The 19,695-nt window shown below is 74.0% G+C and carries 19 protein-coding genes; 8 read left to right on the top strand and 11 right to left on the bottom strand.

Annotated elements, in window-relative coordinates:
* Window positions 1-53: 53 nt before the first annotated feature.
* On the bottom strand, window positions 54-929 hold the full coding sequence (locus tag ACFV4N_RS11810) for a dioxygenase family protein (RefSeq protein ID WP_499672471.1): 876 nt from the start codon (window positions 927-929) through the stop codon (window positions 54-56).
* 119 nt (window positions 930-1,048) lie between these two features.
* Window positions 1,049-1,939 (bottom strand): helix-turn-helix transcriptional regulator, encoded by an 891-nt coding sequence (locus tag ACFV4N_RS11805; protein WP_499672470.1) that lies wholly within the window; start codon window positions 1,937-1,939, stop codon window positions 1,049-1,051.
* 175 nt (window positions 1,940-2,114) lie between these two features.
* On the opposite strand from ACFV4N_RS11805, the gene ACFV4N_RS11800 reads away from it, so the two are divergent.
* Window positions 2,115-2,588 (top strand): hypothetical protein, encoded by a 474-nt coding sequence (locus tag ACFV4N_RS11800; RefSeq protein ID WP_499672469.1) that lies wholly within the window; start codon window positions 2,115-2,117, stop codon window positions 2,586-2,588.
* Window positions 2,589-2,638: 50 nt separating this feature from the next.
* Here the strand turns inward: ACFV4N_RS11800 and ACFV4N_RS11795 are convergent, their stop codons facing one another.
* From ACFV4N_RS11795 to ACFV4N_RS11785, 3 genes are read right to left on the bottom strand one after another with little or no spacing between them, the layout of a single operon-like run.
* Window positions 2,639-3,439 carry a pentapeptide repeat-containing protein gene (locus tag ACFV4N_RS11795; RefSeq protein WP_499672468.1) on the bottom strand — a complete coding sequence of 267 codons (801 nt, stop codon included), beginning with the start codon at window positions 3,437-3,439 and terminating at the stop codon, window positions 2,639-2,641.
* Window positions 3,436-5,244 carry a DNA helicase RecQ gene (gene recQ / locus ACFV4N_RS11790; RefSeq protein ID WP_499672467.1) on the bottom strand — a complete coding sequence of 603 codons (1,809 nt, stop codon included), beginning with the start codon at window positions 5,242-5,244 and terminating at the stop codon, window positions 3,436-3,438. Before recQ ends, ACFV4N_RS11795 begins: the two co-directional genes overlap by 4 nt.
* Window positions 5,245-5,253: 9 nt before the next feature.
* Entirely contained in the window at window positions 5,254-6,162 is a 909-nt protein-coding gene (locus ACFV4N_RS11785) for a phosphorothioated DNA-binding restriction endonuclease family protein (RefSeq protein ID WP_499672466.1), read from the bottom strand.
* A gap of 44 nt (window positions 6,163-6,206) precedes the next feature.
* On the opposite strand from ACFV4N_RS11785, the gene ACFV4N_RS11780 reads away from it, so the two are divergent.
* Window positions 6,207-7,295: an HNH endonuclease gene (locus ACFV4N_RS11780; RefSeq protein ID WP_499672465.1), complete on the top strand. Its 1,089-nt coding sequence runs from the start codon at window positions 6,207-6,209 to the stop codon at window positions 7,293-7,295.
* Between the two features lie 241 nt (window positions 7,296-7,536).
* Window positions 7,537-7,974: a hypothetical protein gene (locus tag ACFV4N_RS11775; RefSeq protein WP_499672464.1), complete on the top strand. Its 438-nt coding sequence runs from the start codon at window positions 7,537-7,539 to the stop codon at window positions 7,972-7,974.
* Here the strand turns inward: ACFV4N_RS11775 and ACFV4N_RS11770 are convergent.
* Both ACFV4N_RS11770 and ACFV4N_RS11765 read right to left on the bottom strand, forming a co-directional pair.
* Window positions 7,943-9,943 (bottom strand): hypothetical protein, encoded by a 2,001-nt coding sequence (locus ACFV4N_RS11770; RefSeq protein ID WP_499672463.1) that lies wholly within the window; start codon window positions 9,941-9,943, stop codon window positions 7,943-7,945. The genes ACFV4N_RS11775 and ACFV4N_RS11770 overlap by 32 nt on opposite strands.
* 94 nt (window positions 9,944-10,037) lie before the next feature.
* Window positions 10,038-10,835 carry an alpha/beta fold hydrolase gene (locus ACFV4N_RS11765; RefSeq protein WP_499672462.1) on the bottom strand — a complete coding sequence of 266 codons (798 nt, stop codon included), beginning with the start codon at window positions 10,833-10,835 and terminating at the stop codon, window positions 10,038-10,040.
* A gap of 74 nt (window positions 10,836-10,909) precedes the next feature.
* On the opposite strand from ACFV4N_RS11765, the gene ACFV4N_RS11760 reads away from it, so the two are divergent.
* On the top strand, window positions 10,910-11,290 hold the full coding sequence (locus ACFV4N_RS11760; protein ID WP_499672461.1) for a RidA family protein: 381 nt from the start codon (window positions 10,910-10,912) through the stop codon (window positions 11,288-11,290).
* Between the two features lie 3 nt (window positions 11,291-11,293).
* Here the strand turns inward: ACFV4N_RS11760 and ACFV4N_RS11755 are convergent, their stop codons facing one another.
* On the bottom strand, window positions 11,294-11,713 hold the full coding sequence (locus tag ACFV4N_RS11755; protein WP_499672460.1) for a CoA-binding protein: 420 nt from the start codon (window positions 11,711-11,713) through the stop codon (window positions 11,294-11,296).
* 84 nt (window positions 11,714-11,797) lie between these two features.
* On the opposite strand from ACFV4N_RS11755, the gene ACFV4N_RS11750 reads away from it, so the two are divergent.
* Window positions 11,798-13,075, top strand: coding sequence for a phosphoinositide-specific phospholipase C-related protein (locus ACFV4N_RS11750; RefSeq protein WP_499672459.1), 1,278 nt, complete (start codon window positions 11,798-11,800; stop codon window positions 13,073-13,075).
* Here the strand turns inward: ACFV4N_RS11750 and ACFV4N_RS11745 are convergent.
* From ACFV4N_RS11745 to ACFV4N_RS11735, 3 genes are all read right to left on the bottom strand, one after another.
* The gene (locus tag ACFV4N_RS11745) at window positions 13,072-13,878 is read right to left on the bottom strand and encodes a S1 family peptidase (protein WP_499672458.1); all 807 of its coding nucleotides are present in this window, start codon (window positions 13,876-13,878) and stop codon (window positions 13,072-13,074) included. The genes ACFV4N_RS11750 and ACFV4N_RS11745 overlap by 4 nt on opposite strands.
* Window positions 13,879-13,950: 72 nt before the next feature.
* Complete coding sequence (locus tag ACFV4N_RS11740) at window positions 13,951-14,460, bottom strand: DinB family protein (protein WP_499672457.1); 510 nt, start codon at window positions 14,458-14,460, stop codon at window positions 13,951-13,953.
* Window positions 14,457-16,043, bottom strand: coding sequence for a thiamine pyrophosphate-binding protein (locus ACFV4N_RS11735; RefSeq protein WP_499672456.1), 1,587 nt, complete (start codon window positions 16,041-16,043; stop codon window positions 14,457-14,459). Before ACFV4N_RS11735 ends, ACFV4N_RS11740 begins: the two co-directional genes overlap by 4 nt.
* Before the next feature lie 345 nt (window positions 16,044-16,388).
* Between ACFV4N_RS11735 and ACFV4N_RS11730 the strand changes: the two genes are divergently transcribed.
* From ACFV4N_RS11730 to ACFV4N_RS11720, 3 genes are all read left to right on the top strand, one after another.
* Window positions 16,389-17,351: a hypothetical protein gene (locus ACFV4N_RS11730; protein ID WP_499672455.1), complete on the top strand. Its 963-nt coding sequence runs from the start codon at window positions 16,389-16,391 to the stop codon at window positions 17,349-17,351.
* Window positions 17,352-17,592: 241 nt separating this feature from the next.
* Window positions 17,593-18,198: an ANTAR domain-containing response regulator gene (locus ACFV4N_RS11725; protein ID WP_380634048.1), complete on the top strand. Its 606-nt coding sequence runs from the start codon at window positions 17,593-17,595 to the stop codon at window positions 18,196-18,198.
* Window positions 18,199-18,491: 293 nt separating this feature from the next.
* A complete protein-coding gene (locus ACFV4N_RS11720; protein WP_499672454.1) occupies window positions 18,492-19,667 on the top strand; it encodes a branched-chain amino acid ABC transporter substrate-binding protein in 1,176 nt (391 codons plus the stop codon).
* Window positions 19,668-19,695 lie beyond the last annotated feature (28 nt).

The raw sequence follows: 19,695 nt of genomic DNA, 5'->3' as shown, positions 1-19,695 counted from the left end.
GCCTCCGGGCGCGGGCCGCCGTCGTTCCTCGGGTCAGGCCGCCGTTCCTCGGGTCAGGCGGTCCGCCACAGGGCGGGGACGTTCGGCGGCTCCCAGCCCGGCTGGGCCAGGTGCGCCTGGAGGCAGACGTACTCGACGTTGCCGTAGGTGACCTTCGTGCCGGGCGTGTAGTTGGTGCCCGAGGTCCACGTGCCGCCCGGCTGCTGGCCCGACGTGGTGGTGGTGGTCGTGGTGGTGGTGCCCGGCTGCTGCGGGACGTTCAGCACGAAGTCGAACGCCGCCTCCCTCGCACCGCCGACGCTGCGCACGGTCATCAGCAGGCGCGGGTCGAAGATGGTGTCGGTGTTGTTGCGCGGTTCGCCCGGGAAGTACAACTGCGTGGTCAGCACCGGGCGGCCGGGCGCCTGCACCTTCACGTGGATGTGCCGCGTGCGCCCCGGGTACAGGCCCGGCACGATCGTGGACAGGGTGAAGGCGCCGTTGGCGTTGGTGAACTGGTGACCGCGGAAGCGGAAGCCCGTGTTGTCGTACACGCCGTTGACGTCGGCCTGCCAGAAGTCCAGCAGCGCGTTGGCGATCGGCTGGCACGCCAGGCCGAACACGTAGCCGGTCACCGTCAGCCGGGTGCCGGGCGTGCCGGCGTCGACCAGCGACGTGCGGCGCGGCGAGTTCGGCTTGAAGTACGGGCCCTCGGTCTGCGGCGGCGTCGGGTCGTCGCCGTCGTCGCACATGGGGGTGGGCTCCAGCAGGGCGCCGTTCCCGCCGAGGTCCCGCGCCAGGGCCGGCACGCCCATCATCGCGACGGGCAGCGTGACTCCCGCCGCGAGCGCGGCGCGCAGCACCGTCTTGCGGCTGAACCTGCGGTCGTCCGCCTCCGCGCCGAGTGGTTCCTCGGGCGCAGTGCGTCCGCCGTCCGCCGATGCATCCATGATTGCTCCTCGTGGGGGCGTGGTTCGGGGTTCACGACGAAACTACGAGGGCGTTTCACCACCGGACGATGGACGGAACCGGCCGGTCGTGGTGATCCTCACGGGCGCTGTTGTCACTGTTAACGGCGCTCCGCGCCGCGCCGGAACCCGCCGGGGCTCACCCCGGTCTCCCGCCGGAAGAACCGGCAGAAGTAGGCGGGGTCGGCGAACCCGACCCGGGCCGCGACCTGCCGCACCGCCAGGTCCGTCTTGGCCAGCAGCCGCTTCGCCTCGCGCGTGCGCGCCTCCCGGACCAGCTCGGACGGGGTGCGGCCGGTCGCCGCCTTCACCGCCTCGGTCAGGTAGCCGGGTGTCACGCCGATGCGCTCCGCGTAAGCGCGCACCGACCACAGCGCGTGCTCGGTGCGACCGGCCAGCCGGGCGAACTCCTCGGCCACCCCGCCGGCCCGCGCGGGTGCTGCGGCGGGGGTGGCGGGCAGCCGCGCGGCGCGCACCACCAGCACGTGCAGCAGGGCCCGCAGCACCGACCCCGCGCCCTCGGCGCCGCGCCGGTACTCGTCGTCCAGCTCGGTGACCAGCCGCAGCATCCGGTCGTGGGTCGGCTCGTCCAGCGTCAGCCACGGCCGCTCGCTCAACCGCCGCAGCAGGTCGCGGTCCGCGGGGTGGTCGAGCAGGAAGTCGTCGGTGAACAGCACCACGTACCCCTCCAGGTCCCGGGCGTCCACCCAGTGGTGCACCTGGCCGGGCGCGATCACGCACAGGTGCGGCGGCGCCAGCTCCCAGCGGGCCAGGTCCACCACGTGCGTGCCGGTGCCGCCGGTGACGTAGACGATCTCGTGGAAGGTGTGCCGGTGCGGGAACGACGCCCGTGACATCGGGCCGATCGTGTCGAAGGTGCCCACGGCGAACGGCAGCGCGTCGGGCACCGGCACCTCCAGCCGGTGCATCGGCAGCGCGCCCTCGCGCGGTGCCTGGCAGGTCGTACCCGGTAACACGGTGGTGCCGCGCATCGTCGACGGTCCTCTCGGGTGAAGGTCCAGACCAATTACGGTGAACCCACCTTGGCACGGCGGGCGGCCGAGCGGAACGCGCCGACCGGTTGGCGTCGCGGGCGGTGCTGAGCTGGTGTTATGGGGTGCGCGTTATGGCGCGCGGTCCGGCGCGCCCGCCGGTACCGTGATCGGGGTGACCGACCCGTTGGCGGAGTGGCGATCGGGCATCGACCCGGTCCTGGCACGGCTGCGCGACGCCGAGCTGCCGGCCGGGTTCCCGCTCGACTTCTCCCCGGCGTCGCTGTCCGCGCTGGAGGCGGTCCTGCTGGAGCGGTTCCCCGCCGGCGCCAGGTTCGGCGGCGAGGACCTCGCCGAGTCCGCGGTGGCCTACGTGGGCGAGGCGCTGCTGCTCGTCGGCGGCGGGGACTGGGAGTGGGCGGACGGGCCGGTGGTCCGGTTCGACGACGCCCTGGACCTGGAACCGGTGTCGCCGCTGCGGTTGCTGGGCCGGGTGGTGCGCAGCCGCACCGGTGTCGTGCTGGCGCACGCGCACGCGGCCGTGCTGGAGGCGGTGTCCCGGCAGCAGCTGGAGGACCCGGGCTGGGCGCCTTCACGCGGGGTCGGCGCGGGCGGGGGCACCGTGATCCGCCTGCCGCGCCGCCCGTAGCGGAGGGCCCGTCTTCGCCGGGGTGCGGGCTCCCTTGGTCGACGAGTTGCTCAGCGGCCTCGCGCCGCGCGGGCGGTGACGGTGTCCCAGTGCGCGGGGCGGGTCAGGCCGGCGGGCAGGCGGGTCCTCCGGTCGCCACCGGCGGCGTCCACCTGGGCCTGGGTGAGGTAGAAGCTCCCGGTCAGGTCGGCGCCCGACAGGTCGGCCCCGCGCAGGTCCGCGCCGATGAAGTCCACCAGCCTCAGGTCGGCGTCGCGCAGGTTCGCGCCGATCAGGTACGCGCCGCGCAGGCTGTTGGCACGCATCCGCGCGCCGCGCAGGTCCTTGCCGATCAGGTCCGCGCCCCGGCGGTTGCGGCCCTTGCCGCGCACCAGCTCGCTCGCCCGCAGCAGCAGCGCGTTCGCCCGGCCCCAGTAGGCGTCGACGTCGAGGGCCAGCAGCTCGTCCGGGGTGCCGCCGGTCCCCGCCTCGATCTCCGCGCGCAGCGCCCCGACCTCGGCGTGGAGGGGACGGGCGGGCGCCAGCTCCAGGGTCGCGGTCAGGTACCACAGCAGCTCGTGCAGCCGGCGCATCACGGGGAACACGTCGAACATGCGCTCGTCGCGCCGGTCCGCGCCGCCGAACGTCACCTGCACGACCCGCTGGCCCGCGCCGAAGCAGTCGTAGACCGTGCAGCCGGTGAAACCGCTGCTCCGCAGCTTCTCGTGGATGCCGCAGCGGGAGTCCGCGCCCAGGTTCGGGCACGGCGTGCGGGCGGGCTTGTCGATCGCGAAGTCCACCGACTTGGCGAACGCGGGCACCACGCAGCACAGGCCGACGCAGCGCGAGCAGTCCGCGCGCAGCTCGGTCATGCGCTCAGCTCGTCCAGGATCTGCTGCCCGTACTTGGCCAGCTTGTTCTCGCCGACCCCGTTGACGGTGCCCAGCTCGGACAGCGTGGTGGGCCCGGACGAGGCGATCTGCCGCAGCGTGGCGTCGTGGAAGATCACGTAGGCCGGGACGCCCTGCTCCTTCGCGGTCGCCGCCCGCCACGCGCGCAGCCGCTCGAACACCGGCACGGCCTCGGCGGGCAGCTCCACCTGCGGCGCGGCGGCCTTGGCGGTCTTGGCGGCCTTGACCTTCGCGGCGCGCTCGGGCTCGCGGCGCATCATGACCTTGCGGCCCTGGAACAGCACCTCGTCGCTGGCCGGCGTGGTGACGAGCGTCGAGTACTCGCCCTCCACCTCCAGCAGGCCCTGCGCGAGCAGTTGCCGGACGACGCCGCGCCAGCCGCTCTCGTTCAGCTCGGTGCCGATGCCGAACACCTTGAGCTGGTCGTGGTCGTGCTGGATGACCTTCGCGGTCTTGCGGCCGAGCAGGATGTCGATGGTCTGCCCGGCGCCGAACTTCTGCCGCCGCTCGTTGCGCAGCCGCACCACCGTGGACAGGACCTTCTGCGCGGCGACCGTGCCGTCCCACGTCTCCGGCGGCGTGAGGCACGTGTCGCAGTTGCCGCACGGCTCACCGGGCTGGCCGAAGTAGTTCAGCAGTTGCACGCGCCGGCACTCGACCGTCTCGCACAGCGCGAGCATCGCGTCCAGGTGCGCCATCAGCCGGCGGCGGTGCGCCTGGTCGCCCTCGGAGTCGTCGATCATCTTGCGCTGCTGCACGACGTCCTGGAGGCCGTAGGCGAGCCACGCCGTGGACGGCAGCCCGTCACGGCCCGCGCGGCCGGTCTCCTGGTAGTAGCCCTCCACGGACTTCGGCAGGTCGAGGTGGGCGACGAAGCGCACGTCCGGCTTGTCGATGCCCATGCCGAACGCGATGGTGGCGACCATTACCAGGCCGTCCTCGCGCAGGAAGCGGGACTGGTTGGCCGAGCGCGTGCCCGCGTCCAGGCCCGCGTGGTAGGGCAGGGCCCGGATGCCGTTCTGGGTGAGGAACTCGGCGGTCTTCTCGACCGAGTTGCGGGACAGGCAGTAGACGATGCCCGCGTCGCCGGCGTGCTCGGAGCGCAGCAGCTCCAGCAACTGCTTCTTCGGCTCGTTCTTCGGCACGATGCGGTACTGGATGTTCGGGCGGTCGAAGCTCGCCACGAAGTGCTTGGCGTCGGTCAGCTTCAGCCGCTCGGCGATCTCCTGGCGGGTGGCCTCGGTGGCGGTCGCGGTGAGCGCGATCCGCGGCACGTCCGGCCACCGTTCGTGCAGGTGCGACAGGGCGAGGTACTCGGGCCGGAAGTCGTGGCCCCACTGGGAGACGCAGTGCGCCTCGTCGATGGCGAACAACGCGATCCTGCCGCGGTCCAGCAACCGGGCGGTCTGCTCGGTGCGCAGCCGTTCCGGCGCGAGGTAGAGCAGGTCCAGCTCGCCGGCCAGGAACTCGGCCTCCACCATGGCCCGCTCGTCCGGGAACTGGGTGGAGTTGAGGAAGCCGGCGCGCACGCCGAGGTCGCGCAACGCGTCCACCTGGTCCTGCATGAGCGCGATCAGCGGCGAGATCACCACACCAGTGCCCTCGCGCACCAGCGAGGGGATCTGGTAGCACAGCGACTTGCCGCCGCCGGTGGGCATGAGCACCAGTGCGTCGCCGCCCGAGGCGACGTGGTCGACGATCTCCTGCTGGTCCCCGCGGAAGGACTCGTAACCGAAGATCCTTCGCAGAACCTCTTGCGAAGCCATTGGCCGATCCTAACCAGGCCCACCGACAGGCCTGTCCCGGCGACCCCGGAAGACGTGTTCGCGGTGCCACGCGAAGTAGCCGGCCGAGCGCTCGTGGCCCCTCACCACCCGGCCTTCGACGAAGGGCAGGTGCGAGGTGGGCAGCTCGTCGGACACGAGCACCGCGCCCCCTCCGCCGACCGCCAGGTGGCCCAGCTCGAACAGCCGGTCGCAACCCAGCGCGCAGGCGAGCACCGCCACGGCGAGCAGGTCGAGGCGCTCCTCCGGGCCGCACTCCGACCGGGGCTTGATGTGGGCGGCGACCAGGAGTTCGGCGGGCAGCGCCCGACCGCACAACGCGCACGGCGCCCCGGTCGCGCCGCCGAGCAGCAGGTCCCGCAGCTCGGCCTGTTCCCTCCGGTAAGTGGCGAGCGTGATCCCGTCCAGGTCGGACGGCGCCACCGGCGCCAACCCGACCCACCGCCACAGCGCCTCGTGGTCGACCCCCGCCAGGTGCTCCTCCCGCAGCACGCGCAGGGCGCGCTCCCGGACCGCGACGTCGCCCAGCAGCTCGGCGGCCCGCTCGGTGAACCCGGCCAGCGCGCCCCGGTCCGCGGCGGTCGGCTCCTTGGTCAGGCCGTGCGTCTCCCACAACCCCGGCGCGGACCCCAGGTGCCAGAACGGGTACTGGGGCGTGACCCGCGACGCGGGGTGCCCGAACTCGCGCAGCAGCTCGCCGACGGGACCCCGGAACTCGGCCCACCCGAACAGCCGGTCGTGCCCGCGGGCGAGCTGCCCGACGGCCCACACCAGCGCGAGCGGCTTGTGGCGCGACACCACACCGCCCTGCCTGTGCCTGACCAGCCGTTCCAGGTCGCGGAACAGGTCTTCCGCACCCCACTCCCCGGGCTCGACCCGGGGCCACTCGACGTCCACCACGCCCGCCAGGGTCCCACCTCGCGCGTTGCGCCTACGCTGCACCGGTGGCCTACACCGACGTTGGCGTGGAACACGTGCTCCGGGCGATCGCGCTGTTCGACCGGGACGGCCGGGAGAAGTTCCTCGCCGACCACCACTACGAAAAAGCCCGCGAATACGTGCTGGTGCACGACGGTCGCGAATACGACTCCAAAGCGATCGTCGGTGTCGCGCACGGGTTCATCGAGGGTCGGCGGCCCCTGCTCCCGAGGGAGTTCAGCGGCGGGGCGAGCCACGCGGCCGGGCACCTGGCCGCCCTCGGCTTCGAGGTGCGGGGTGTGCCGGACTTCTCCGCCGAGGCGTTCCTGGCCGGGCTGCTGGCGGCCCACCGGGAACGGGTGGCCAAGGCGATCGCGCTGCTGTGGGCCGTCGGGCGCGCGGCGGACCGGGGCGCGCCGCCGCTTCACCCCCGGGACGTGCTCCGCGACGAGGTGGGCCGGCTGCTGGCCGACCACGGCCAGGCGGTCGACCCGGACCGGGTCGTGCGCGGGCTGGCGCACCCCGGGCTGTGGGTGGCCGGGCGGGCGAGGGCGGGCTTCGTCGCGCCCGTGCACGGGAAGCTCCGGCGCGAGGCGCGGTTCCGGACCTGGGTGGTCAACGCGGTGCGCTCCCGGCTGCTGGACGACTCGGTGGACCACGGGGAGCTGCTGGCCGACGTCGGGTTGGCCGGGCACGCGACGGTGAGCGGGGTGGTCGGCGCGGCCTCGCCCGCGGCGCGGCGCGAGCGCACCGTCTCGGCGGTCGTGCGCGACCCGGCCCACGCCAAGCGGGTGAAGCGCTGGCACGACGACCGGTGCCAGTTCTGCGGCACCCGCCTGAGCACCGCGTTCGGCCACTACAGCGAGGCGGCCCACATCCGGGGCCTCGGCCTGCACGACGGCGAGGACGTGCCGGCCAACATGCTGTGCCTGTGCGCGAACTGCCACGTCGAGTTCGACAACTTCGCCCTCTACGTGGACGAGGGCGGCGTGGTGCGCCGCGTCCGCGACCGGTCGGAGGTCGGGCCGTTGCTCCGGCACCCCGAGCACCACGTCGACGAAGCCCACCTCGCCTACCACCGGGAACTCTGCGTGATCGGCCCTTCACCCGCGTAGGGCGGGTCACACGGGGGAACCGCGACCACCTCGGGTGCCAGCCGGACCGGGTGCTGTCCGTACTGCACGGTCACCCCGCATCCTGCTGACCGACCGGGCCGGGTCGACCTGGCGGTCGAGGCGCCCAGGCCGGACGCCGAAGGCCGCAGGCGGCGGGACGCGCTACGTCGGTGAGCGCAGGCCGGACAGCCGCTCCCCGGCCGACGCCGTGACGGGGTGTGGTGCGGCAACCTCCGGGGGCATGAGACCCCGAGCCCGCAAGACCTGGCTGTCGCTGCACGTCATCTCCTCCGTCGGCTGGTTGGGCGCCACCCTGGCGAACCTGGCGCTCGCCTCGGCCGCCTTCGGCGCGACCCAGCTCTACCGGGCCATGGCGCTGCTGGGCGACTTCGTGGTCCTGCCGCTGGCGCTGACCGCCCTCGCCACGGGCGTCGTGCTGTCGCTGGGCACCAAGTGGGGACTGGTGAAGCACCGGTGGGTGCTCACGAAGTTCGCCCTGACCGTCGTCGCCGTCGCGGCCACGACGTTCTCCCTGCGGCCCGAGCTGCACGCGGCGGCGAACGGGGTGGACGGGGCGGGGCGGGGCGTGCTCGCCGCGTCGTGCGTGTCGCTGTCCATCTACGTCTTCAGCACGGTCGTCTCGGTCTTCAAGCCCTGGGGGCGGACGCGGTGGGCTTGAGGTCGGCCCGCCTGCGCGCCACGCACGCCGCCAGCTCCACCGGGTCGCACCCGGCCAGGTGGTCGCGCACCAGGGCGTGCGGGAACCGGTACCCCTCGACCAGCAGCACGCGGTCGCGGGCGGAGCGCAGGAGCGCCTTGCGCCGCAACGGGAACTCGTCCAGGGCGAGGGGGCGGGAGAGCGGTTCGGCCAGCGCGTCGAACGGGCGGTTCGCGATCGGCGTCACGGCCAGCCCCACCAGCAGGCCGGTCGCCGGGCCCAGGGCCGCCAGGCGCACGTCGGCGCCCGCCGGCACGGCCAGCCCGACGCCCACCAGGCCCGCCAGGGGCAACCAGCGCAGGCCCGCGGCGGCCGGTCTGCCCAGGTCCGACCACACCGCGGTCACCCCGCCGAGGAACGCGCCGGTCACCGCGCCGACCGCGAGGCCCGCGCCCAGCCCGGCCACCAGCCCCGGCGACGGACCGGTCAGCACCATCACCCCGGCCGGCGCCAGCGCGCACGCCACCGCCCAGTACCGGTCCCGGGTCCCGGCGTACGCGACGGCCAGCGCCACCGCCACGACCAGGACGAACACGACCGCCGCCGGCCAGCGGGCCACCTGCCCGCCCAGCCACGCGCCCGCCGCGGCCACCCCGCCGACCACCACCGCGCCGGCCGCGAACCCCGCCGCCGCCCACGCCGCACCCCGACCCGAACCGCTCGCCGCGAAACCGCTGCGCGGCACCAGGATCGTGGCCACGGCGGCGAACGCGGCCGGCACCAGGCCCAGGCGCACGCCCACCACGAAGCACAGCGCCGCCGCACCGCCCGCCAGCGCGCCCGGCACGGCCCGCCGGAACACCCGCCACACCGCCGCCTCGCCGACGAAGTCCAGCCACACCTCGCGCCGGGGCAGCCGGGCGCGCACCACCAGGTCGCGCCGCCGCCGCGCGACCAGCGCCAGGAACCGCAGCGCCCGCACCACCCGCTCCGGCCCGCCGGGACCGCGCGCGGCCGACTCGACCAGGTAGGTCTCGACGACACCGCGGTACTCCGCCCGACCGGCCCGGTACCCCAGCGCCAGCAGCGCGAACGCCAGCGGCGTGCGCACCTCGTCCCACAGGTCGGGGTCCTTCCGCAGCGCCTCGTGCAGCCCGTCCAACCGGGGCGCGCACGCGTCGACCAGGTCCAGCACGTCCTCGCGCCGCAGCGGCTCCACCCGCACCACCTCGTGGCGCGGCAGCCGCCGCCACCCGTCGCCGCGGTCGGAGGCGCACAGCACGACCGGCGCCGGCTTCAGCGCGATGATCCGGTCGAGGCACTCGGCGCGGTCGGCCTCGGGCAGCTCGTCCAGGTCGTCGAACAGCCACAGCAGGTCGCGGTCGCGCAGCCACCGCCGGGCGACCCGCGGCGCGATCCGGTAGCGCTCGGCGACCACGCCGAGCAGCCACTCGCCGAAGTCCCGGTCCCGCCGCCACCCGCCCAGGTCCACCACGACCGGCACCGGCCGCAGCGGGTCCTCCCGCGCCGCCGCCACCAGCCGCCCGGCCAGCTCCAGCAGCAGCGTCGTCCGACCCGACCCGGGCTCGCCCAGCACCACCAGCGCGGACCGGACGCGTCCCGGCAGGCGGGGCCCGACCGCGGGCGCGACGCCCAGCTTGAGCCGCACCTCCGCGGCCAACGACCCGTCGAGGCGGTCCCGGACGTGGGCCTCCACGCGGTCCAGCGCGGCGCTCCGGTGCGCCGGGTGCGCGGGTCGCCGCCGCAGCAGCAGCGCCCGCAGCGGTTCCCACGCCGCGAGGGCCGCGGTGACCGCGGACAGCACCGCGAGCGCGGGCCACAGCCACCTCGCGTACGGGCCGAGCACGTGGGGCGCCGAACCGCCGGTGACCGTGTTGACCGCGATCGGCACCAGCACCAGACCCGTCACGCCGCCCGCGGTGATCAGGGCGGTCAGGCGGGACGCGCGGGCGAGCCGTCGGGTGTCCATGCCGTCCTCCCACCAGGTCGGGCACGACGGTAACGGCGTTCCGGGCGCGGTGGTAGGCGAGTTCCCGTGGTCAGGGGGTCACGCGGAGTGCACGTCAGGAGGTCAGGAAGTCCACCAACAGGCGGTTCACGGCGTCGGGCTGTTCGAGGTAGCCGTAGTGCCCGGCGTCGGCGACCTCCTCGTACCGCGCGCCCGGGATGGCGTCGGCCACCTCGCGCGCCAGGTGCGGCGGCAGCACGCGGTCGTCGGCGAAGCCCACCACCAGGCACGGCACCGCGATGTCCCGGTAGGCCTCCAGCCGGTCCTCGTGCTCGTCCAGCTCCATCTGCGCGCGGACGCCCGCGGACACGGCCGAGCCGCCGAACTCGAAGATGTCCAGCCAGTCGCGCACGCCCTCGCCGCGCAGGGTCGCGGGTGACAGGTTCAGCACCGCGTTCACCGCCGCGTAGTACCGGCCGGGCAGCGTGATGCCCTTGTCGTGCAGGGCGCGTTCGCCCCGCGACAGCGCCAGCTGCATCGGGTCGTTGCGCCCCGAGGTCGCCAGCATGACCGCCTTGGACACCAGCTCCGGGCGCGCCAGCGCCAGCTCCTGCACCACCCGCGCGCCCATGGACGTGCCGACCACGTGCGCCCGCCCTCCCAGCGACCCGATCAGCGCGGCGGTGTCGCCGACCAGGTCGTCGAGCACCATCCCGGACGCGCACTCGTCCGTCGGCGGGATGCCCCGGTTGTCGAAGGTGGCCACCCGGAACCCCGCCGCGCGCAGGGCGGGCGCCTGGTGCGCGTGCCACACGCGGCCCGGGCTGCCGGTGCCCATCACCATGACGACGAGGTCGCCGTCGCCCTCCACCTGGTAGCTGAGGTTGATCCCGTTGAGCGCGACGACCGGCATGGCCCGCAGGTTACTGATCACCTCCGGCCCGCCGCCAGGGATCGCCGCCCCGCCGCGTGGTTAGGGTGGCGCCCATGAGACGAGCGATCCTGTCGGGTTCCACGTTCGAGGAGCAGATCGGCTACGCGCGGGCCGTGGTGGACGGCGACTGGGTGCACGTCTCGGGCACCACCGGCTTCGACTACGCCACCATGACCATCCCCGACGACGTGGTGGCGCAGGCGGAGCAGTGCCTGGTCAACATCGGGCGGGCGCTGGCCGAGGCGGGCGCCTCCTTCGCCGACGTGGTCCGGGTGACCTACTACCTGCCGGACGCGAAGGACTTCGAGCCGTGCTGGCCGGTCCTGCGCCGGGTGTTCGGCGAGGTCCGGCCGGCGGCGACGATGCTGGAGTGCGGCCTGGCCGACCCGCGGATGCGGATCGAGGTCGAGGTGACCGCCCGCCTCGGCGGCTGAGCGTCAGCGCGGGCCGTGCTCGGCCCACTCGATCGCGGGGCAGCGGTCCATCACCACGTCGAGGCCCGCCGCGGTGGCGCGCTCGTAGGCCGCCTCGTCGATCACGTCGAGCTGGAACCACACCGCCTTCGCGCCGATCTCCACGGCCTGGTCGGCGAACTCGCCCGCCGCCTCCGACCGGCGGAACACGTCCACCACGTCCACCGGGAACGGGATGTCGGCCAGCGACGCGTAGCCGGGCTCGCCGTGCACCGTCTCGGCGGAGGGGTGCACGGGCACGATGCGCTTGCCGCGCTGCTGGAGGAACCTGGCGACGCCGTGCGCGGCGCGGCCGGGCGCGTCGGACAGGCCGACGACGGCCCAGGTGTCGCCGGAGGCCAGGACGCGGCGGATCTTCTCGGGGTCACCCCACGGTTCACTCATCCTTCCAGCCTAGTCCGACCGACGTGAACTTAATTCGCGTTACTCTCGGCGCAGCCGCCGCGCACCCTGCGAGAGGACGTCTTGATGCGCGCCACCCGAACAGCACTCGCCGCCACGCTGCTCGCCCTCCTGGTCACGCCCGCCGGCCAGGCCGCCGCCCAGCCCGCCGAGACCACCGTCTACCTGCAGAGCGCGACGACCGGCCTCAACGCCGGCGTCTCGGGCACCTCGGTGCTCCAGCGCCGGCCCAAGGGCGACGAGGACCACCAGCAGTGGACGTGGTCCGGCCGCACCCTGCGCGAGGGCGACCGCTGCCTCGGCCGCAGCGGCGACCAGGCGGTCACGCTGCCCTGCGACAGCGCCGACGCCCAGTGGGACGTGCTGCCCGACGGCGACCGGCACCGGCTCAAGGTCCCCGGCGCCGACCGCTACCTCGTCGCGAGCGGCTCCGACCAGGTGCGGGTCGGCTCCGGCGCCGACCTCTGGTACCTCACCCCGACCTCGCCCGCCCGCACCCCCGCGCCGCCGGAGGGCGAGCGGCGGCTGGACCAGGTCACCTTCCTCACCTCGCACAACGCCTACGCCAACGGCGTGGACGGCGGCTTCGCACCGCCCTTCGTCAACCTCGCGCCCAACCAGGCCCGGGGCATCGCGCAGCAGCTCGCCGACGGCGTGCGCGGCTTCCAGCTGGACATCCACCACACGCCCGACGGCGCGATCCTGTGCCACAACAGCTGCACGCTGGTCAGCCGCCCGGTGGCGCTGTGGGTGGACGTGCAGCGGGTGGTGGACTTCCTGCGCGCCAACCCGACCGAGTTCGTCACGATCTTCCTGGAGGACTACGTCCCGGCCGACGTGCTGCGCGCCGAGCTGAGCCGGGTCGACGGCCTCGCGGACGTGCTGTTCCGGCCCGACCGGGCGGGCGTGCGCGCCACCGGCTGGCCCACCCTGAACGCCCTGCGCGCGGCGAACGACCGGCTGCTGATCTTCACCGACCGCACCCGCGCCGGCGACTCCCTGCCGCGCGACGGCTTCGGCGTGATGTACCAGCAGGAGTGGACCGTGGAGAACTACTGGTCCATGGGCCCGGGGCTGGGCGGCTCGGACTGGTCCTGCTACAGCCGCTGGGGCACGCCGCTCAACCGCACCGAACCCGGCTTCCGGCCGCTGTTCGTGATGAACCACTTCCGAGACGTGCCGTTCACCGGCACCGCGACCACCGACAACGGCAAGCTCGCCGACCGCGCCCGGCGGTTCTGCGAGCCCGCCGCCCGCAAGACCCCGACCTACCTGGCCGTGGACCACTACCACCTGGGCAACCCGATGGCGGCGGTCCAGGCCCTGTCCGCGGCGCGCTTCTAGGCGCGGGGGCGCGGCAGCTCGCAGCCGGGGGCGGTCAGGTCCACCTTGCCGCCCCCGGTCAGGCACGGCACCAGCGAGTGGGTCCGCTGCGCGTACTTGGCGCCCCGGCGGGCGGTCACCTCGCCGTCCTCGTCCACCTCGCACGGGTTGTTCACGGTGCAGCGCTCGCCGTCCTCGTTGCCGGTGTTGTTCACCGCCACCACCCGGCCGGTCGCGGCGTCGACCACCGGGGAGCCGGACGTGCCGCCGCCGGTGTCGCAGCCCACCCCGTAGCGCAGGGAGCCGGTCCAGGTCCACCGGCCCTCGCGCAGCTCGTGCACGTACCCGTCCACCTCGCACGAGAAGACCTCGCGCCAGTAGCCGGAGACCACGCTGATCGCGGCGCCGGGCGCGGCCCGCTCCGGCGACAGCTCCAGCGCGCTCGTGCCCATCGCCTCGACCTCGGCGTAGGTCGAGGTCAGCCGGTACAGCGCGACGTCGGTGCCGGACATGGTCGCGTACGCCAGGCTCGCCGCCCGCAGCCTGCCCAGCTCGCCCTGGCCGTCCTTGCCCAGCAGGGTGAACGCGCGGTCGGCGGGCTCCTCGACCACCACCTCGTCCGAGCCCAGCAGCCGCACGCAGTGCCCGTTGGTGAGCACCAGCGCCGGGTCCTCCGGCCGGTGCGCCGGCGGCCGGACGACGGAACCCGAGCAGCCGCGCAGCGACACGACGCCGGTGAAGTCGACCTCGGGCGCGGCGGTGGCCGGTGCGGTGGACAGGGGCAGCACGAGTGCGGCGGCGAGCACCGCGACCAGGTGGCGCATGGCTTGATCAAAACAGCGACGGGCGGGCGGCGCAGGCAGCTTCACCCGCCCGTGTCTCACCCGGACGGGGGGTTACTCGCCCTTCCGCCCGTCCGCCAGCTCGCGCAGCAGGTCGAGGTGGCCGACGTGCCTGCCGGTCTCCTGCACGAGGTGCGCGAGGACCCAGCGGACCGTGCGCCCGTTGCCCCGGAAGTCGGCGCGCGTGCGGTCGTCCGGGCCCAGGCCGCGCAGCGACTCGGCGGAGCGCTCCCACTCGGCGCGGTACTCGGCGATCACGGACTCGACCGTGTCGTCCTCGCGCAGCAGCCAGGACGCGTCCGCGTCCTCGCCCCACAGCGACGGCGCGTCGGAGCCGCCCGCCTCGATGGACAGCCACCAGCGCTCCACGGCGGTCAGGTGGCGCAGCACGCCCAGCGGCGTCACCACCGGGGAGGTGGGGATCGGCGCGCGGGAGGCGTCCTCGAGGCCCAGGCCCTCGACCTTGGACACCGCGGTCAGCCGCAGGAAGGTGAGGAACTCGGTGAGCAGCCGCAGCTCGTCGTGCGCGTCGGGAGCGGGCCAGGTGCGTTCGCTCGAACTCATGTTCGAACCTTACGGTACCAGCGGGGCGAGGTGGTCGGGGGCGGCTTGAGCCGCGCACGGACCACGAGCACGTTCGGCCCGTCGCGCCGGGTGTAGTCGGCGAGCCGGTCGCGGAACGCCGCGCCGAAACCGTCCACGGCGGACGCCTCCACGCCGAAGCTGCGCGCCAGCGCCACGAAGTCCGGGTTGGCGAGGTCCACCCCGAACGGCTCCCGCCCGCACGACACCTGGTCGTGGCGCAGCATCCCGTAGCCGCCGTCGTCCACCAGCACCACGGTCACGGGCAGGCGCTCCTGCGCGGCGGTGGCCAGGTCGCCGCACGCGAACAGGAACCCGCCGTCGCCGCACACCGCCACCACGCGCCCGGCCAGCGCCGCGCCGAGGGAGGCGGGGAAGCCGAACCCGAGCGTGCCCCAGCCGACCGGGTAGGCCAGCTCGCGGGGCCGGGTGAACCGGCCGAACCCGCCGACCCAGTAGCCCGCCACGCACATGTCCACCACGACCCGGTGGCCCTCCAGGGCGTCCAGCAGCGGCACGGCGCCCGGCTCGTCGGCCTCCACGGCCTTGCGCACCAGGCCGTTCAGCTCGGCGACGCGCTGGGCCAGGCCGCTGTCCGGTCGCGCGGGCACGGCGTCCACCAGCGCGGCCACCACCGCGCGGGCGTCACCCCGCAGCGTGACGTCGGGGGTGTAGTTGCGGACGGTCTCGACGTTGACGCTCACCAGCGCCGGGGGAGCGGGCTGGAGCCAGTTCTGGGTCATCATGCCGTCGAAGTCGCTGCCGACGCCGATGACCAGGTCGGCCTCGTCCCACAGCGCGCCCACCTCCGGCAGGTGCACGGGGCCGTGCACGACGTGCGGGTGGTCGACCAGGCCGCGCGCGCCGTAGGTGGTCACGACCGGCGCGCCGATCCGCTCGGAGAGCGCCGCGACGGCCTCGCCCGCGCCCGCCCGCGCCGCGCCGCCGCCCGCCCAGATCAGCGGGCGCCGGGCGGCGGCGACCAGGTCGACCCCGGCGGTGACGTCGGGCGCCGCGGGCACGCGGGCCGGGATGCGGCTCCACCCGCCCGCGTCGGCGGAGAGGAAGTCGGTGGGCACGCCCAGGTAGACCGGTCCGCGCGGGGCGGAGGTGGCGAGCAGCGCGGCGCTGTCGGCGTACGTGCCGATCGAGTCGGCCGCGCGCAGCGTCCACCCGCCCTTGACCACCGGCAGGAACATGGCCCGCTGGTCGCGCGTCTCGTGCAGCACGCCGCGGTACTCGCCGGGGCGGCGCAGGGTGGAGGGGATGTCGGTGGCCACGACCAGCAGCGGCGTGCCGGACGCGAACGCCTCGCCGGTCGCGCCCAGGCAGTTCGCCGCGCCCGGACCGGTGGTGACCAGGGCGACGCCGAGCCGGCCGGTGGCGCGGGCGTAGCCGTCGGCGGCGTAGACGGCGGTCTGCTCGTGGCGCACGCCGACCAGCCGGATGCCCGACCCGCGCAGCGCCTCCCACAGGTCCAGGTTGTGCGCGCCGGGCAGCCCGAACACGACCTCGACCCCGTGCGCGGCCAACACCTCCAGCAACCGCTCCGCCCCGCTCGCCACCCGGCAGACGCTAGGGACGACGGGCCGGCCGGGCAACGCCGCACGGCGGATTCGGCGGAACACGCCGCGCGACCCGCCGGGGCGGGTCCCCGCGGGCGCGCCCGCCGGTCGTCCACCCGCCGGTCGTCCACTCCGGTCGTCCCCCCGGCCGTCCGCCCCCTGCTATCGTCGGCGACGGCGTGTACGGGCAGACGTGAGGCTGGAGCCACCCCCCGGCAACAGGGTGGCGCGAATCCGCCGCGGGGTGCGGGCACCCCTGCCCGGGGCAACACCTCAGCACACCGTCGACCGACGCGCGATCGCGTCCTTGTCACGCCGGGCCGGGCGGCGGGAGCGAGGACTGCCGTGGCACGGACGTCGTTGACCGAACAGCTCGTCGACCTCCGCCGGTCCTACACCGGCGAGAACCCCTCCCAGGCCACCCCGGCCGTCAAGGCCGTCCTGCGCGGCCTGTCCCGCGACGGGCGCGAGCGCGTGGTGGAGGCCCTGCGCGGCCGGGCCGACGCGCGCGGCCCGTTCCTGCCCGACGCCGAGGGGCACGACCAGCGCACCCTGGAGTGCGTGCTGCTGCGCGCCGGCCTGGACGCGGCCTCCCACCTCCAGCTCCGGCCGCCCGCGAGCATGTTGCGCCCGGCGCACGCGTTCCGCACCGTGGAACCGCTCCCGCAGCCGCGCCTGCACCTCACCGAGCACGCCCTGGGCCCGCTGCTCTACGAGCTGCTGCCCCGCCGGGACGGCGACTGGGTGGCGGGCGTGCCCGGCCTGCGCGTCACGCGCCACCCGCGCTCGGTGGAGCTGCGGCTGATCGGCCTCGACGCGGTCGCGCGCCTCGCTGGCGTGGACGACCGGGCGTGGGCCGCGGGCCTGCGGTACGTGCGCAACCTGATGGAGGGCCGCGAGCTGCGCGGCGACTTCGTCGACGGCCCGCTCACCGCCGCCGAGCGCGACCACCTGGACGAGACGCCGCACCCGACCGGCGCGGGCAGCCTGGTGCTCCGCCGCTACCACCTGTTCGCGGACGCGCCGTGGGTCCGGGTCGCGGGCCGGGGCGGCCAGTGGTGGGTGGAGTGGCCCGAGGGCCTGGGCGTGACGCGGGTCGCCGACCGGCTGCTGCACCCGGTGTTCGGCCTGCCCGAGGCGGTCGAGACCCCCGGCGGCCCGGGTGAGCTGGGCGTCTCCACCGGGTGGTACGACGTGTTCCTGCGCGAGGTCGAGCCGCCGAACCCGGCGAACGAGCCCGCGCTGGCCGCGATGGAGTGGCCGCGGGGCGTGACGGGCTGGTGGGAACCGCCCCACGTGGTCGGCTGAGTTTCCCGACCGGTGGTCCGCCGATAGCGGTAAACCGTTGCCGGTGGTCGTCCTCGAATGGGTCCCGAAGGGCGACCACCGGGCGCGTTCAGCCGATCGGCGCGCGTCCGATCCGACGCAGTCGCGCTCGGTGGCCGTGATCACGGCCGGAGGTCGTCGGCGCGGGACCGGCCGCCGGTAGACTGCGCTTTCACCCGGCGCGTTCGCGCCGGCCCGCCGCCAGAGTGTCAGGAGGACCCCGGTGACCCAGCAGGCTGCCGAGGCCCAGCCCGAGGTCACGCCCCGGCGCGTGCTCGTGGCCGAGGACGAAGCCCTCATCCGCCTCGACCTGGTCGAGATGCTGCGCGAGGAGGGTTACGAGGTCGCTGGTCAGGCCGCGGACGGCGACGAGGCCGTGACGCTCGCCACCGAGCTGCGCCCCGACCTGGTCATCATGGACGTGAAGATGCCGAAGGTCGACGGCATCGAGGCCGCCTCCGCGATCGCCGGCCAGCGCATCGCGCCCGTGGTCATCCTCACCGCCTTCAGCCAGCGCGAGCTGGTGGAGCGCGCCCGTGACGCCGGTGCGATGGCCTACCTGGTCAAGCCGTTCGCCAAGCGCGACCTGGTGCCCGCGATCGAGCTGGCCATGAGCCGGTTCGCCGAGCTCACCGCCCTGGAGAACGAGGTCGCCGGGCTCACCGAGCGGCTGGAGACCCGCAAGGTCGTCGAGCGCGCCAAGGGCCTGCTGATGACCAAGCAGGGCCTGAGCGAGCCCGAGGCCTTCCGCTGGGTGCAGCGCACCGCCATGGACCGCCGCACCACCATGAAGGCCGTCGCGGAAGCCGTCATCGAAAACTTCGGCTGAGTTCCGCACCGCACCTCTTACGCACCCCGTTACCCGTTCGCATATCGGACGGGTGGCGGGGTTGATTGATTGGTCACTGCCCGCATTGGCACCGTGACCTGCGGCGATTTGAGCTGGATTTAAGATTGTTAACTGTGTGGCAATTCCGGTGACTACCGTCACGATGTGGACACAGAGCAGGAAGACCACCTGTTCAGGGAACTCATCTGAAGCTACGTTCCTGCCCTAACCCACGCCCTCGTGTGAGGGCTCCGCCTACCGGCGGGCTGGTTGGTGTCATGGGAGGTATTCCGGTGTCAGGAGCACGACTCGGCCGAGTTCTGGCGCTGGCGGCGGCTTCGTCGCTGGTGCTCGCGGCTTGCGCCGGCGGCGGAGGCGGCGGCGATGCGGGCGGTGACGCCTCGACGGTCAAGATCGGGTTCATGGGTGACCTCACCGGTGAGAACTCCGCGATCGTGATCCCGCCCTTCAACGGGGCGAAGATGGCCATCGCGGAGTACAACGCCAAGAACCCCGCGGTCAAGATCGAGTTGGAGGAGTACGACAGCCAGGGCAAGCCCGACCAGGCGACCTCGCTGATCACGCAGGCCATCGGCCAGGACAAGATCGTGGGCCTCATCGGCCCCGCGTTCTCCGGTGAGTCGAAGGCCATCGGTGCGCAGCTGGAGGAGAACAAGATCCCCAGCGTGTCGCCCTCCGCCACCAACCCGGGCCTGGCCACCAACGGCTGGACCTACTGGCACCGCGTCGTGGCCAACGACGACGACCAGGGCCCCGGCATCGCGGAGTTCCTGGTCACGGCCAAGAGCCCGAAGAAGGCGTTCGTCCTGTCCGACGACCAGGAGTACTCGGTCGGCCTGGCGGACGCGGTCGCCAAGTCCTTCGAGGGCAAGGGCGTGACCGTCGAGCGCGACAAGTTCGCCAAGGACGCGTCCGACTACTCCTCGACCGTCACCAAGGTCGCGGCGTCGAACCCCGACGTGATCGTCTTCGGCGGCTACTACGCCCAGGCCGGCCGCCTGCTCAAGCAGCTGCGCGACGGCGGCGTGACCGCCACGTTCGCCTCCGGTGACGGCTCGCTCGACCAGCAGCTGGTCAGCGGCGCGGGCACCCAGGCCGCCGAGGGCGCCGTCCTCGCCTGCCCGTGCAACATCCCGTCGCCGGACGTGACCGGTCCGCTGAAGACGTTCTTCGACAACTACAAGAAGGCCGCCAACGCCGACCCGGCGATCTACTCGACCGAGGGCTACGACGCCGCGACCGCCTTCATCAAGGCCGTCGAGGCGGGCAACACCACCTCCGAGAAGATCAACGAGTTCCTGAAGACGGTCAGCTTCGAGGGCGTCTCCAAGCCCATCAAGTTCAAGGCCAACGGCGAGCCGGAGAACAACTCCATCTTCGTCTACCAGGTCAAGGACGGGGTCCTCAAGCTGCTCGGCCCGGCCGAGTCGGCCAAGCTCGAAGGCTGATCCCCGAGACGGAATCAGGCAAGCAAGC

The organism is Actinosynnema sp. NPDC059797 (assembly GCF_042732085.1).
Classification (GTDB): Bacteria; Actinomycetota; Actinomycetes; order Mycobacteriales; family Pseudonocardiaceae; genus Actinosynnema.
Note: the sequence above shows the minus strand (reverse complement) of the source record. Positions and strands in the feature narration are given on the sequence as shown.

Coding starts and splice junctions, on each gene's coding strand:
- ACFV4N_RS11760 (WP_499672461.1), top strand. CDS start 10,910: ATGAGACGAGCGATCCTGTCGGGTTCCACGTTCGAGGAGCAGATCGGC.
- ACFV4N_RS11810 (WP_499672471.1), bottom strand. CDS start 929: ATGGATGCATCGGCGGACGGCGGACGCACTGCGCCCGAGGAACCACTC.
- ACFV4N_RS11740 (WP_499672457.1), bottom strand. CDS start 14,460: ATGAGTTCGAGCGAACGCACCTGGCCCGCTCCCGACGCGCACGACGAG.
- ACFV4N_RS11745 (WP_499672458.1), bottom strand. CDS start 13,878: ATGCGCCACCTGGTCGCGGTGCTCGCCGCCGCACTCGTGCTGCCCCTG.
- ACFV4N_RS11795 (WP_499672468.1), bottom strand. CDS start 3,439: ATGACCGAGCTGCGCGCGGACTGCTCGCGCTGCGTCGGCCTGTGCTGC.
- ACFV4N_RS11765 (WP_499672462.1), bottom strand. CDS start 10,835: ATGCCGGTCGTCGCGCTCAACGGGATCAACCTCAGCTACCAGGTGGAG.
- ACFV4N_RS11750 (WP_499672459.1), top strand. CDS start 11,798: ATGCGCGCCACCCGAACAGCACTCGCCGCCACGCTGCTCGCCCTCCTG.
- recQ (WP_499672467.1), bottom strand. CDS start 5,244: ATGGCTTCGCAAGAGGTTCTGCGAAGGATCTTCGGTTACGAGTCCTTC.
- ACFV4N_RS11770 (WP_499672463.1), bottom strand. CDS start 9,943: ATGGACACCCGACGGCTCGCCCGCGCGTCCCGCCTGACCGCCCTGATC.
- ACFV4N_RS11805 (WP_499672470.1), bottom strand. CDS start 1,939: ATGCGCGGCACCACCGTGTTACCGGGTACGACCTGCCAGGCACCGCGC.
- ACFV4N_RS11775 (WP_499672464.1), top strand. CDS start 7,537: ATGAGACCCCGAGCCCGCAAGACCTGGCTGTCGCTGCACGTCATCTCC.
- ACFV4N_RS11755 (WP_499672460.1), bottom strand. CDS start 11,713: ATGAGTGAACCGTGGGGTGACCCCGAGAAGATCCGCCGCGTCCTGGCC.